Below are 11,546 nucleotides of genomic sequence, written 5' to 3'. Positions count from 1 at the left end.
TCTGCGCGCGCCGTGCAGGGCGCGCTATTTCTTCGTTGACTCGTTCGCGACAGGCGGCGTGTGCGGAAGGTCCGCATTGGTCGCCATCCACAACACTTCGGCGTCTTCGTCGCTGGTCGACACCGCCGCGTGGCCCGTGCGGCTGTCGAAGTAGAGGCTGTCGCCCGCGTTCAGATGCGTCGGGGCGTACAGCTCCGAATAGAGGCACACGCTGCCGCTGATCACGTAGAGAAACTCCTCGCCTTCGTGGCGGCCCCAGTCGTCGAATGCGTCGAGCGTGTGCGCCGAGATGCGGATGCGAAACGGCAGCATCGCCTTGTGCGCGAGATCGGTGGCGAGCAACTCCATCTGATAGCCGCGATACGCGTGGCGCTGGCCTTCGTTCCTGCGCGTCAGCGCACGCCGGCCGCTCGCGCTGACTTTCGGCGTCGAGCCGAACAGTTCGCCGATTTCGATCTTCAGACCCAGCACGATTTTTTGCAGCACGTCGAACGTGGGGGACATCAGGCCGTTTTCGACTTTCGACAGCGTCGAGCGGGAGACACCGCACAGGCGGCTCGCGGTTTCGAGCGTCAGATCCTGCGCCTGACGGGCGGCGCGCACGCGCCGGCCGAGATCGGTGGAGGACGTGTCGGCGGATTTGGTGAGGTGGGTGTCCATGAGGCTGGCTGATGGTCGGGAAGGCGCTTTCGATCGGGCGAAATGATGTTTCCGATCATAACATTTGGCGCGACAAGTGCCTCTATGAGGCCGTTCAGGCGTTCGCGGGCCTTTCTGATCGGAAACGCCAGCGGCTTCCGACAAGCTCGCCGCGGTGTGCGAACGCCTGTGTACGCAGCCTGCGGGCCGCTTATTTGACGGCTGCAATGCAATCGATCTCGATGTCGAAATGCGCGAACCATGCGGGCACAGCGACGAAAATGCGCGCCGGCGGATCGACCGGAAAATAGCGCTTGTAGATCGCGTTGACCGCGGCGAATTTGTCCACCGACGTGCAATAGACGTTGCACTTGAGCACGTGATCGAGCGACGAGCCGGCCGTCTCCAGACACAGCTTCATCTGCTCGAGCACGAGTTCGGTCTGCCGTTCGATCGGCGCATCGACTATTTCACCGGTCTCGGGATCGAACGGCGGAAAGCCCGACACGTAGACCGTATCGCCGTGGCGCGTGACGGCTGAGGTCGGTGCCTTGACCTTTTCGAGGTAGGTGGACAACGGTTCGACCCGAATGATTTCGCGGGGCATGGTGATCTCCAGTTAATGGCTTTACGCGTGTCGATTGAAAAGCTCATTGAGCTGCGTGCCCGCGGTCGCGCCGGTGAAGTCGAAACGGCCATCGGCCAGCGCCTGAGCGGCGTGCATGAAGCCACCCCAAGCCGCGCGCGCCAGCCCCCCGCCGACGCTGATCCGCCGCACGCCGAGCGCGGCCACGTCCTGCAACGTCAGCGTCGATGTCGAGCCGATCAGCAGATTGACCGGCTTCGGCGCAACGGCGGCGACCACCGCTTCGATCTGCTCGCGCGTCTGGATGCCGGGCGCGTACAGGCAGTCGGCGCCCGCCGCCGCGTAGGCCTTCAGACGTGCGATCGCATCGTCGAGATCGGGCTTGCCGGCGAAGTAATTCTCCGCGCGGCCGACGAGCAGCGTATCGCCGCCGCTCTGATCGATCGCCCGGCGCGCCGCGCTGAGCCGCTGCACTGCGACGTCGATCGGAAACAGCGGCGCGGCGGCGTCGCCGGTGGAGTCCTCGATCGACAGGCCCGCGACGCCCGTTGCCACCGCGAGCGTGACGCTCTCGGCCACTTCTTCCGGATCGCGGCCGAAGCCGTTTTCGAAGTCGGCGTTGACCGGCAGATCGGTCGCGTCGACGATCGCGCGCAGGTGGGCGAGGATCGCTTCGCGCGGCAGCGTGTTGTCCGCATGCCCGGTCGACCACGCAAAACCGGAACTCGTGGTGGCGAGCGCCTTGAAGCCGAGCGTTTGCAGATAACGGGCGCTGCCCGCATCCCACGGATTGGGCAGCACGAAACAGCCGGACGAATGCAGCGCGCGGAAAGCGGCGCGTTTTTCAGCGGCGGTGCGGGGCATCGCATTTCTCCTTGGAGTGAGGGAGCGCGGCTCCCTCGTTGAGGGGAAAACGTCGGGTCAACTGATGCGCGGGCAAATCGGCATTCACCAGGGGAAAGTCTATGTCCGGATCGAAAGCATGGTTGATGAAATTGATGGCGACTTTCGCACGCGTTTCCAATAATTGAAAGTGACGACAGGCGAACAAGCCGGCTCGGTGAGGCGAACGGCCGCGTGGGAAGACGGCATTCGCGATGAGGTCACTTTCCCCAAAGGAGGCACGATATGAACATCGCGACGCAGACGCGCTCGATCGCCGCCGCGTTGGTGCTCACGCTCGTTGGCTGTGCCGCGGGCGGCGGAAATGGCGGCGCGCAAACCCATCTGAGCGCAACGCAATGCCAGGATCTGACCGATCTCAGGAACAAAGCGCCGGCCACGCACCAGCGGAGCATGAGCGAGCTGTCGGCGCTGCAGCAAGCGGGCTACCACCCTGAACGACGCTTCGATCCCGACTATCCGGCGAGTCTCGAGCGCGCGCAGCGGCAGGTGGACATCTGGTATCAGACCGAATGCCCGCAGGCGCGCTCTGGCTGAAATCTGCGGCGGCGTCAGAATCAGCGGTACGTTCCTCGCGCCGAATAAACGCAAAAAGCGAGCGCATGCCTTGAAAACATGCGCTCGCTTTATATTCGATCGAAACGGCGAAAACCGCAAAGATGGAAAAAGACCTGCTAATTCACGAACCTTACCTCCCTACGGAAATTCGCAATACGTTCCGTTCGCGACTCGTTATTGACCGTCCGGATTGACCACCATCGGATGATGGCCCGCTTGCGACGATCCGCCCATCGGCGACCCATACCCAGACGTATCGCCCTGGCCCTTCGCGTTCATCGCGGCGACGCGTGCCTCGGCCGCCTGAATGTCCGCGGGATATTGGGCATCGAGCGCGGTGGCCGGGTTATAGCCGTTCTGTTCGAGTTGCTGCACCTCGGCCTTGACTTCGGCGCGCGTGACCGGCTGTTCCGATTGGGCGAATGCCGCGACCGGCGCGGCGATCACGGCCGCCAACGCAACTGCCTGGATAAGCGATTTCATGATGTTTCCCTCCGTAGTTGTCTATCCGGCACCGCAGTAATACCGGTGCGATATAAGCAGTCTAGAAGGGAGCGAATTTGGGGAAAACCACTAGCCGACTAATTCAGTATTGCCGATAACGGATAGTCGGCGAGCTGTAATCTCGCCGTCGCGGTGTTCGAAAATCAGCGGAAAAGCACCCGTAAATCTGGTCAAACACCTTTGCGCACATCGACGCGATAAGTCGTGATTTGCCGGTAAGTATCGCCGGGTCGCACGATCACTTCGTCCTGGCCGGCCATATTGACCTCGTTCGGAAAGCCGCCCGCCTCGAGGCACAAGCCGGCGTGCCGCTGATAGCGAACGCCGCCGCGTCCCGGATTGCCGTTCAACGCGTTGCCGGTATAAAACTGCAAGCCCTGCTGATCGGTCGTTACGGTCAATTCGCGTCCGCTGCCTGGATCGTAGGCGCAGGCAACTTCGCGCAGCGACGCTGCGTCGCCGTCGTTGCCGTTGATCGAGTTTGCCGGCGCCTCGCGCAGCACGTAGCAATGATCGAAACCGCCCGCGCGCGCGAGTTGCGAGTGCGGCCAGTCGAGCCGTGCGCCGATCGGTGCGCTCTGCCGGAAGTCGAATGCGTTGCCCGCGACGTCGGCGAGCTTGCACGGGATCATCGTCGCGTCGACCTCGAAAAAGCGCTCGGCGTCGATCGACAGCACGTGGCCGCGAATGTCGGTGCCCGCGCGCCCGGTCAGGTTGAAGTACGGATGGCTCGTCAGATTGAGCGGTGTAGGTGCGTCGGTAATCGCTTCGTAGCCGATCGTCAGCGTGCCGTCGTCGTCGAGCGAATAGCGCACCTGCACCGTCACGTTGCCCGGGAAGCCGGCATCGCCTTCGGGCGACTCGAGCCGCATCAGCAACGCGCCGTCGTCCTCGGCGACGTCCCACAACGCGCGATGAAAACCGACCGTGCCGCCATGCAGCAGGTTCGGACCTTCGTTGCGATCGAGCGCGTACTCGATGCCGTCGAGCGAAAAGCGCGCGCCCGCAATGCGATTCGCCCAGCGGCCGATCAGTCCACCCATGTAGGTCGAGGCCGCCACATATTCGGCGGGCGTGTCGTGGCCGAGCAGAATATCGCCGAGCCGGCCGGCGCGATCCGGCGCGTGCCACGAAACCAGCGTCGCGCCGAGGTCGCTGATGGCGACCTTCATGCCGTGCGCGTTACGCAGCGTGTAGAGCCGGACGCGATCGCCGCCGTGCAGTGTGCCCCATGGCTCGGAAGAGAGTTGTGCGATGCTGATCATGTGGTCAGTGCGAAGAAAAAATAGAAAGCATGCTCAGCCAGCGGTTTTGGTCTTCGGCCCCACGCGCTCCTGGTATTCGCGCGGCGTGCAGCCGAGTTCGCGGCGAAACACCGCGTACATGTATTGGAGCGACGTGAAGCCACAACGGATCGCGACTTCCGCGCTCGACGCATCGCGTTTCGCGAGCAGCGACTTCGCGACGTCGAGCTTGTGACGCAGGATCTCCTGGTGCACGGTGCACTGCCGCTCGCGCCGGAAATACTCTTCGAGCGACGAACGCGACACGCCTACATAGTCGGCCACCTGCTCGGTGCGGATCCCCTGGCACGCGTACTGACGAATGAAATGGCGCGCGCGCATCACATACGGACTCGCGAGCGGCTGATGCCGGGTCGATTCGAGCACGTTGATGCCGACCGGCGGCACCAGAATGCGACGCCCCGGAAAACGCGCGCCGTGCAGCATCTGATGCAGGATGTGCGCGGCGGTGCGACCCATTTCCTCGGTGCCCTGGATCACCGACGACAGCGGAATGCGCGTCAGCGTACGCGTGAGCGGATCGTTGTCGATACCGATAATCGCGACTTCCTCGGGCACCGGAATGCCCGCGATCAGACATGCCTGCAGCAAGTGCCGTGCACGCGCGTCGGTGACCGCGATGATGCCGACCGGCTTCGGCAGTTGCCGCAGCCACGTGGTCAGCTGTTCGATCGCCTGGTTCCAGGACGGCGCGCTCGTCGACAGACCGCGATAGATCTCACTATCGATCTGCGCGGCGCTGCGTCCGTCCGCGCTGCGCAGATGCCCGAACGCCAGTTCGCGCTGTTGCGCCCAGCGGTTTTCCTGTGCCTGCGGCAGGCTGTACAAGGCGAAGTTTTCGAGGCCCGCGCCGATCAGATGCGTGTACGCGAGCGACACGAGCTTGCTGTTGTCGGTCGCGATATAGGGTAAATCCGGGGGGTACTGCGTTGGGTCCTCGTACGACGAACCGACGGCGACCACCGGCAGTGGACAGTCGCGCAGGGCTTCGTCGACGGCGGGATCGTCGAAGTCCGCGATGATGCCGTCGCCGTCGAAGCGCTGGATACCCGCGAGCCGGCAGCGAAAGTCTTCTTCGAGGAAGAGATCCCATGCGACCCGGGTCGACAGCAGGTAGTTGCCGATGCCGGTGATGATCTCGCGATCGTAGACCTTGTTCGCGTTGAACAGCAGCGCGATCCGATGGGTTGTCTGAGGTGCTTGCGGACGGGTCATGGCGGTAAGCGGCGGGTGGATCGGTAGATCACACGCCTTTGTCTCCATCGTGTCGGGTGCGTTGGCGGCAACCCCGTTTTTAAGCGTCTGGTTATTCTAGGCGGCGAATCGCGCGACGGCAGTAAACAAACGCGCGGGCGGTAAGAAACATCAAGCCTGCTGTGAAATTTCGCAATTGCGGGCACATCTTGCAAGCGGCAGCATGGCGTCACCTCGTCGGCCAGCAAGGCCAAGCCGCGCGGATTGCGGTGAAGAATGCAAAGAAAACCTTTGATTGGACCCGGGTAAGTGCTTTGCACCAACACCAGCCCGGGCCGACAGGAGACGCCGATGTCCTATTTCGAACACATTCCCGAGATTCGTTATGAAGGCCCGCAATCGGACAACCCGCTTGCGTACCGTCATTACGACAAAACGAGGAAGGTACTCGGCAAGACGCTCGAGGAACATCTGCGTATCGCCGTGTGCTACTGGCATTCGTTCGTGTGGCCCGGCGTCGATATCTTCGGTCAGGGCACGGTCCGGCGGCCGTGGCAGCAACCCGGCGACGCTATGGAGCGGGCGCTACAAAAAGCCGACGCCGCGTTCGAATTCTTCTCGAAGCTCGGCACCCCGTACTACACGTTCCACGATACCGACGTCGCGCCCGAAGGCGCGAGCGTCAAGGAATACAGCGAGAACTTCCTGCGCGTGTCCGACTACCTCGCGCGCAAGCAACAGGATACCGGTATCAAATTGCTGTGGGGCACGGCGAACCTGTTTTCGCATCCGCGTTACGCGGCCGGCGCCGCGACCAATCCGAATCCGGAGGTGTTCGCCTTTGCCGCGACCCAGGTGCGTCATGCGCTCGACGCGACGCTGCGCCTGGGCGGCGAAAACTACGTGCTGTGGGGCGGCCGCGAAGGCTACGACACGCTGCTGAACACCGACCTCGTGCGCGAGCGCGAGCAGTTTGCGCGCTTCCTGCACATGGTGGTCGAGCACAAGCACCAGATCGGTTTCAAGGGCACGCTGCTGATCGAGCCGAAGCCGCAGGAGCCGACCAAGCATCAATACGACTACGACGTCGCGACCGTGCACGGCTTCCTGCTGCAGCACGGTCTCGACAAGGAGATTCGCGTCAACATCGAGGCCAATCACGCGACGCTCGCGGGGCACTCGTTTCATCACGAGATCGCGACCGCGTTCGCGCTCGGGATCTTCGGCAGCGTCGATGCGAATCGCGGCGATCCGCAAAATGGCTGGGATACCGATCAATTTCCCAACAGCGTCGAGGAATTGACGCTGGCCTTCTACGAGATCCTGCGCCACGGCGGTTTCACCACCGGCGGCATGAACTTCGATGCGAAAGTGCGGCGCCAGAGCGTCGATCCGGAAGACCTGTTTTATGGCCACATCGGCGCGATCGACAACCTCGCGCTTGGCCTCGAACGCGCCGCGGTACTGATCGAAAACGAACGCCTCGGGCAGTTCAAGCGGCAACGCTACGCGGGCTGGGATGACGAGTTCGGCCGCAAGATCCTGTCTGGCGACTATTCGCTGTCGACACTCGCGGCAGAAACTGTCGCGCGCGACCTGAACCCCCGGCATGTGAGCGGGCAGCAGGAGCACATGGAAAACATCGTAAATCAGGCGATTTATAGCGGACGTTGAATAAAGATCGCGCGGCCATGTCGACCGCGCGCACCAGCAAGCTGTGGGTTGTCGCTTGTCCGAGTCTGCGGCTCGCAGCGCAGACCGATACGTCCGGTATTCCGGCTATCACTACACAAAGGAGACACAAATGAAATTCGCAATGCGTCGTAACGTCCTGAGTTCGCTGTTGTGCGGAGCGGTACTCGCCAGCCTGTCGCTCGCCGCGCCGCTCGCGCACGCCAGCAAGGATCATCCGGAAATCGGCTTCTGTATCGACGATCTGCGCGTCGAGCGCTGGTCGCGCGATCGCGACTATTTCGTCGCCGCGGCGGAAAAGCTCGGCGCGAAGGTGTCGGTGCAATCGGCCGATGCGAGCGAAGAGCGTCAGATCTCGCAGATCGAAAACCTGATCTCGCGCGGCGTCGACGTGATCGTGATCGTGCCGTTCAACTCGAAGACGCTTGGCAACGTCGTGGCCGAAGCACGCAAAGCGGGCATCAAGGTCGTGTCGTATGACCGCCTGATCCTCGACGCGGATATCGATGCCTACATCTCGTTCGACAACGAGAAGGTCGGCGAAATGCAGGCGCAGGGCGTCTACGACGTGCGTCCGAAGGGCAACTACTTCCTGCTCGGCGGCGCGCCGACCGACAACAACGCGAAGATGCTGCGTCAGGGCCAGTTGAAGGTGCTGCAACCGGCGATCGACAAGGGTGACATCAAGGTGGTCGGCCAGCAGTGGGTGCCGGAGTGGAGCGCATCGACCGCGCTGCGCATCATGGAAGACGCGCTGACCGCGAACAACAACAAGATCGACGCAGTCGTCGCATCGAACGACGGCACCGCCGGCGGCGCGATCCAGGCGCTCGCTGCACAGGGTCTCGCAGGCAAGGTACCGATCTCGGGTCAGGATGCCGACCTCGCGGCTGTGAAGCGCGTGGCGGCCGGCACGCAGACGATGACGGTCTACAAGCCGCTGAAGCTGATCGCGGGCGAAGCGGCGAAGCTGTCGGTCGCGCTGGCCAAGGGCGACAAGCCGGCGTTCAATGCGCAATACGACAACGGCAAGAAGAAGGTCGATACGGTGCTGCTGCAGCCGACCAAGCTGACGAAGGCCAACCTCGACGTCGTCGTGAAGGACGGCTTCTACACGCAAGAGCAACTCGCGAGCAAATAACACAGAGACGGGTGTGATGTGATCGCCACGCTCCCGGGTCATCGCGCCCGGGAGCGTGATCGGACATCGGCCCAACTTGCAGCGAGGCATAGCGAATGACGCAACCTCTTCTGACGATGCGCGGCATCGTCAAGGCTTTTTCCGGCGTAAAGGCACTCGACGGCATCGATCTGACCGTATCGCCGGGCGAATGCGTGGGCCTGTGCGGCGAAAACGGCGCGGGCAAATCGACGCTGATGAAGGTGCTCTCCGGCGTGTATCCGCACGGTACCTGGGATGGCGAAATCACCTGGGAAGGCGAGACGCTGAAGGCCGCGAGCGTACGCGACACCGAACGCGCGGGCATCATCATCATCCACCAGGAATTGATGCTCGTGCCGGAGTTGTCGGTCGCGGAAAACATCTTTCTCGGCAACGAAATCACGCTGCCCGGCGGGCGCATGAATTACGCGGCGATGTACCAGCGCGCCGACGAACTGTTGCGCGAGCTTGGCATCACCGGCATCAACTCGGCGCAGCCGGTGATGAACTACGGCGGGGGCCATCAGCAGCTGATCGAAATCGCGAAGGCGCTGAACAAGCGCGCGAAGCTGCTGATTCTCGACGAACCGTCGTCGTCGCTGACCGCCTCTGAAATCGCGATTCTGCTCGACATCGTGCGTGATCTGAAACGGCGCGGCATTGCCTGCGTGTACATCTCGCACAAGCTCGACGAAGTCGCGGCAGTCTGCGACACGATCAGCGTGATTCGCGACGGCCGCCATGTCGCGACCGAGCCGATGCACGCGCTGACGACCGAGCGGATCATCTCGCTGATGGTCGGCCGCGAGATCAAGAACCTGTTTCCGCGCGAACCGCATCCGATCGGCGACGTGATCTTCGAAGCGCGCAACGTCACCTGTTTCGACGTGACGAATCCACGCCGCAAGCGCGTGGACGACGTGTCGTTCTCGTTGCGGCGCGGCGAAATTCTCGGCGTCGCCGGGCTCGTCGGCGCGGGCCGCACCGAGCTGATGCAGGCGATTTTCGGCGCGTACGCCGGTATCAGCGAGGCGCACGTCCTGCTCGACGGCAAGCCGCTGAAAATCCGCGCGCCGATCGACGCGATTCGCGCCGGCATCGCGATGGTCCCCGAGGACCGCAAACGCCACGGCATCGTGCCGGGCATGAGCGTCGGCCATAACATCACGCTTGCCGTGTTGCAGCGTTTCGCGTCGGGCGGCCGCATCGATTCGGCGGCCGAACTCGACACGATTCACACTGAAATGAAGCGGCTTTCCGTGCGCGCCGCCAATCCGATGCTATCGATTGCAAGTCTGTCGGGCGGCAATCAGCAGAAGGCCGTGCTCACGCGCATGCTGCTGACCAACCCGACCGTGCTGATTCTCGACGAGCCGACACGCGGCGTCGATGTCGGCGCCAAGTACGAGATCTACAAGCTGATCTTCCAACTGGCGCAGAAGGGCATGTCGATCGTGATGGTGTCGTCCGAATTGCCGGAAGTGCTCGGCATCAGCGACCGGGTGCTCGTGATCGGCGAGGGCGAGTTGCGCGGCGACTTCGTCAACGACGGTCTCACCCAGGAAGACATTCTCGGCGCCGCGATCCGCCCGGTGCATCTATCTTCGAACCCAACCGCAGCGAGTGCCGCATGACTCCCGAAGTAACTTCCCAACGCACCGACAACGCCGCGCCGCGAGGCGCCTTCGGCGGCACGCAACGGATCCAGCAATTGTTCGCGCGCTACAAGATTCTCGCGCTGCTGATCGCCGTCGCCGTGATCTGGATTTTCTTTTCGGTGCTCACGCACGGCGCGTTCGTCACGCCGCGCAACCTGTCGAATCTGCTGCGGCAGATGTCGATTACCGGCATGCTCGCGTGCGGCATGGTGTTCGTGATCATCGCCGGTGAAATCGATCTGTCGGTCGGTTCGCTGCTCGGTTTGCTCGGCGGCGTCGCGGCGATTCTCGACGTGAACCGGCACTGGCCGATCGGTGTGACGATTCCGGTCGTGCTGCTGCTCGGCATCGCGGTCGGCGTGTTCAACGGCTGGTGGTCGACGTATCGGCGCGTGCCGTCGTTCATCGTCGGGCTCGGCGGCATGCTCGCGTATCGCGGCATTCTGCTCGGCATTACCGGCGGCTCGACGATCGCGCCGGTGTCGGATAGCTTCGTGTTCGTCGGCCAGGGCTATCTGCCGCGCTTCGCCGGCGACACGCTCGCCGTCGTGCTGTTCGTGCTGCTGGCTTTCCTGACGATCCGCCAGCGCGCGAATCATCAGCGCTATCAGTTGCGCGTCGTGCCGCTCTGGCAGGACATCGCGAAGGTGATCGGCGCGGGCGTGATTCTCGCCGGCTTCGTCGCGATGCTCGACAACTACGGCGGCATTCCGGTGCCGGTGTTGCTGCTGCTTGCGCTGCTCGGCATCTTCACGTGGATCGCGACGCAGACCGTGTTCGGGCGCCGCATCTACGCGGTCGGCTCGAACCTCGAAGCGACGCGCCTGTCGGGTGTCAATACCGACCGCGTGAAGCTCGCGATCTTCGCGCTGATGGGTCTGATGTGCGCGTTCGCTGGCATCGTCAACACGGCGCGGCTTGCGGCCGGTTCGCCGTCGGCGGGCTCGATGGGCGAACTCGATGCGATCGCCGCGTGCTTTATCGGCGGCACGTCGATGCGCGGCGGCTCCGGCACCGTGTACGGCGCGCTGATCGGCGCGCTCGTGATGGCGAGCCTCGACAACGGCATGTCGATGCTCGACGTCGACGCGTACTGGCAGATGATCGTGAAGGGCGGCATCCTGGTGCTGGCCGTGTGGATCGACGTGGTGTCGGGTTCGAACCGCCGTTGATCGGATCGCATGCTCGCCTGAGCTCCTGATCGAATCAGGCGCGAGGTTGGCGGTGTGCCGGCGATGACTGACGCCGGCACACCGCCGCCCGCGCGATCGCAGTTAATGAAATACCCCACGATTTTCCCCCGCCGCTTTCAGTCCCCGCCTTCCCACGCCGCACGGCCGCTCCAG

Annotated in this window: 11 protein-coding genes; 5 read left to right on the top strand and 6 right to left on the bottom strand. The window is 63.2% G+C overall.

Features of this window, described 5'->3' with window-relative positions:
• Window positions 1-24: 24 nt before the first annotated feature.
• The 3 genes from L0U84_RS33685 to L0U84_RS33675 form a co-directional block, all read right to left on the bottom strand.
• Window positions 25-660, bottom strand: a complete 636-nt coding sequence (locus L0U84_RS33685) for a helix-turn-helix domain-containing protein (protein WP_233856330.1) — start codon at window positions 658-660, stop codon at window positions 25-27.
• Window positions 661-850: 190 nt separating this feature from the next.
• Complete coding sequence (locus tag L0U84_RS33680; RefSeq protein WP_233856329.1) at window positions 851-1,246, bottom strand: RidA family protein; 396 nt, start codon at window positions 1,244-1,246, stop codon at window positions 851-853.
• A 21-nt stretch (window positions 1,247-1,267) separates the two neighbouring features.
• Entirely contained in the window at window positions 1,268-2,089 is an 822-nt protein-coding gene (locus L0U84_RS33675; RefSeq protein WP_233856328.1) for an isocitrate lyase/PEP mutase family protein, read from the bottom strand.
• Window positions 2,090-2,353: 264 nt separating this feature from the next.
• On the opposite strand from L0U84_RS33675, the gene L0U84_RS33670 reads away from it, so the two are divergent.
• Complete coding sequence (locus L0U84_RS33670) at window positions 2,354-2,665, top strand: DUF4148 domain-containing protein (RefSeq protein ID WP_233856327.1); 312 nt, start codon at window positions 2,354-2,356, stop codon at window positions 2,663-2,665.
• Between the two features lie 195 nt (window positions 2,666-2,860).
• Here the strand turns inward: L0U84_RS33670 and L0U84_RS33665 are convergent, their stop codons facing one another.
• From L0U84_RS33665 to L0U84_RS33655, 3 genes are all read right to left on the bottom strand, one after another.
• The gene (locus tag L0U84_RS33665) at window positions 2,861-3,169 is read right to left on the bottom strand and encodes a DUF4148 domain-containing protein (RefSeq protein WP_233856326.1); all 309 of its coding nucleotides are present in this window, start codon (window positions 3,167-3,169) and stop codon (window positions 2,861-2,863) included.
• Between the two features lie 191 nt (window positions 3,170-3,360).
• Window positions 3,361-4,455: an aldose epimerase family protein gene (locus tag L0U84_RS33660; RefSeq protein ID WP_233856325.1), complete on the bottom strand. Its 1,095-nt coding sequence runs from the start codon at window positions 4,453-4,455 to the stop codon at window positions 3,361-3,363.
• Window positions 4,456-4,488: 33 nt separating this feature from the next.
• Complete coding sequence (locus L0U84_RS33655; RefSeq protein ID WP_233856324.1) at window positions 4,489-5,709, bottom strand: XylR family transcriptional regulator; 1,221 nt, start codon at window positions 5,707-5,709, stop codon at window positions 4,489-4,491.
• A 330-nt stretch (window positions 5,710-6,039) separates the two neighbouring features.
• Here L0U84_RS33655 and xylA point away from each other — a divergent pair, with 330 nt between their 5' ends.
• The 4 genes from xylA to L0U84_RS33635 all read left to right on the top strand — a co-directional run bounded on the left by xylA (window position 6,040) and on the right by L0U84_RS33635 (window position 11,372).
• Window positions 6,040-7,362 carry a xylose isomerase gene (xylA, locus tag L0U84_RS33650; protein ID WP_233856323.1) on the top strand — a complete coding sequence of 441 codons (1,323 nt, stop codon included), beginning with the start codon at window positions 6,040-6,042 and terminating at the stop codon, window positions 7,360-7,362.
• 130 nt (window positions 7,363-7,492) lie between these two features.
• Window positions 7,493-8,521, top strand: a complete 1,029-nt coding sequence (gene xylF / locus L0U84_RS33645) for a D-xylose ABC transporter substrate-binding protein (protein ID WP_233856322.1) — start codon at window positions 7,493-7,495, stop codon at window positions 8,519-8,521.
• A 95-nt stretch (window positions 8,522-8,616) separates the two neighbouring features.
• Complete coding sequence (gene xylG / locus L0U84_RS33640; RefSeq protein ID WP_233856321.1) at window positions 8,617-10,176, top strand: D-xylose ABC transporter ATP-binding protein; 1,560 nt, start codon at window positions 8,617-8,619, stop codon at window positions 10,174-10,176.
• On the top strand, window positions 10,173-11,372 hold the full coding sequence (locus tag L0U84_RS33635; protein WP_233856320.1) for a sugar ABC transporter permease: 1,200 nt from the start codon (window positions 10,173-10,175) through the stop codon (window positions 11,370-11,372). Before xylG ends, L0U84_RS33635 begins: the two co-directional genes overlap by 4 nt.
• Window positions 11,373-11,546 lie beyond the last annotated feature (174 nt).

It is taken from the genome of Paraburkholderia sp. HD33-4 (assembly GCF_021390635.1).
In the GTDB taxonomy this organism is placed as follows: Bacteria; Pseudomonadota; Gammaproteobacteria; order Burkholderiales; family Burkholderiaceae; genus Paraburkholderia.
The sequence above is the reverse complement of the archived record's forward strand: the minus strand, read 5'-3'. Positions and strand labels throughout refer to the sequence as shown.

Excerpts from the sequence above, each read along its gene's own strand:
- L0U84_RS33685 (WP_233856330.1), bottom strand. The coding sequence starts at position 660 with ATGGACACCCACCTCACCAAATCCGCCGACACGTCCTCCACCGATCTC.
- L0U84_RS33680 (WP_233856329.1), bottom strand. The coding sequence starts at position 1,246 with ATGCCCCGCGAAATCATTCGGGTCGAACCGTTGTCCACCTACCTCGAA.
- L0U84_RS33675 (WP_233856328.1), bottom strand. The coding sequence starts at position 2,089 with ATGCCCCGCACCGCCGCTGAAAAACGCGCCGCTTTCCGCGCGCTGCAT.
- L0U84_RS33670 (WP_233856327.1), top strand. The coding sequence starts at position 2,354 with ATGAACATCGCGACGCAGACGCGCTCGATCGCCGCCGCGTTGGTGCTC.
- L0U84_RS33665 (WP_233856326.1), bottom strand. The coding sequence starts at position 3,169 with ATGAAATCGCTTATCCAGGCAGTTGCGTTGGCGGCCGTGATCGCCGCG.
- L0U84_RS33660 (WP_233856325.1), bottom strand. The coding sequence starts at position 4,455 with ATGATCAGCATCGCACAACTCTCTTCCGAGCCATGGGGCACACTGCAC.
- L0U84_RS33655 (WP_233856324.1), bottom strand. The coding sequence starts at position 5,709 with ATGACCCGTCCGCAAGCACCTCAGACAACCCATCGGATCGCGCTGCTG.
- xylA (WP_233856323.1), top strand. The coding sequence starts at position 6,040 with ATGTCCTATTTCGAACACATTCCCGAGATTCGTTATGAAGGCCCGCAA.
- xylF (WP_233856322.1), top strand. The coding sequence starts at position 7,493 with ATGAAATTCGCAATGCGTCGTAACGTCCTGAGTTCGCTGTTGTGCGGA.
- xylG (WP_233856321.1), top strand. The coding sequence starts at position 8,617 with ATGACGCAACCTCTTCTGACGATGCGCGGCATCGTCAAGGCTTTTTCC.
- L0U84_RS33635 (WP_233856320.1), top strand. The coding sequence starts at position 10,173 with ATGACTCCCGAAGTAACTTCCCAACGCACCGACAACGCCGCGCCGCGA.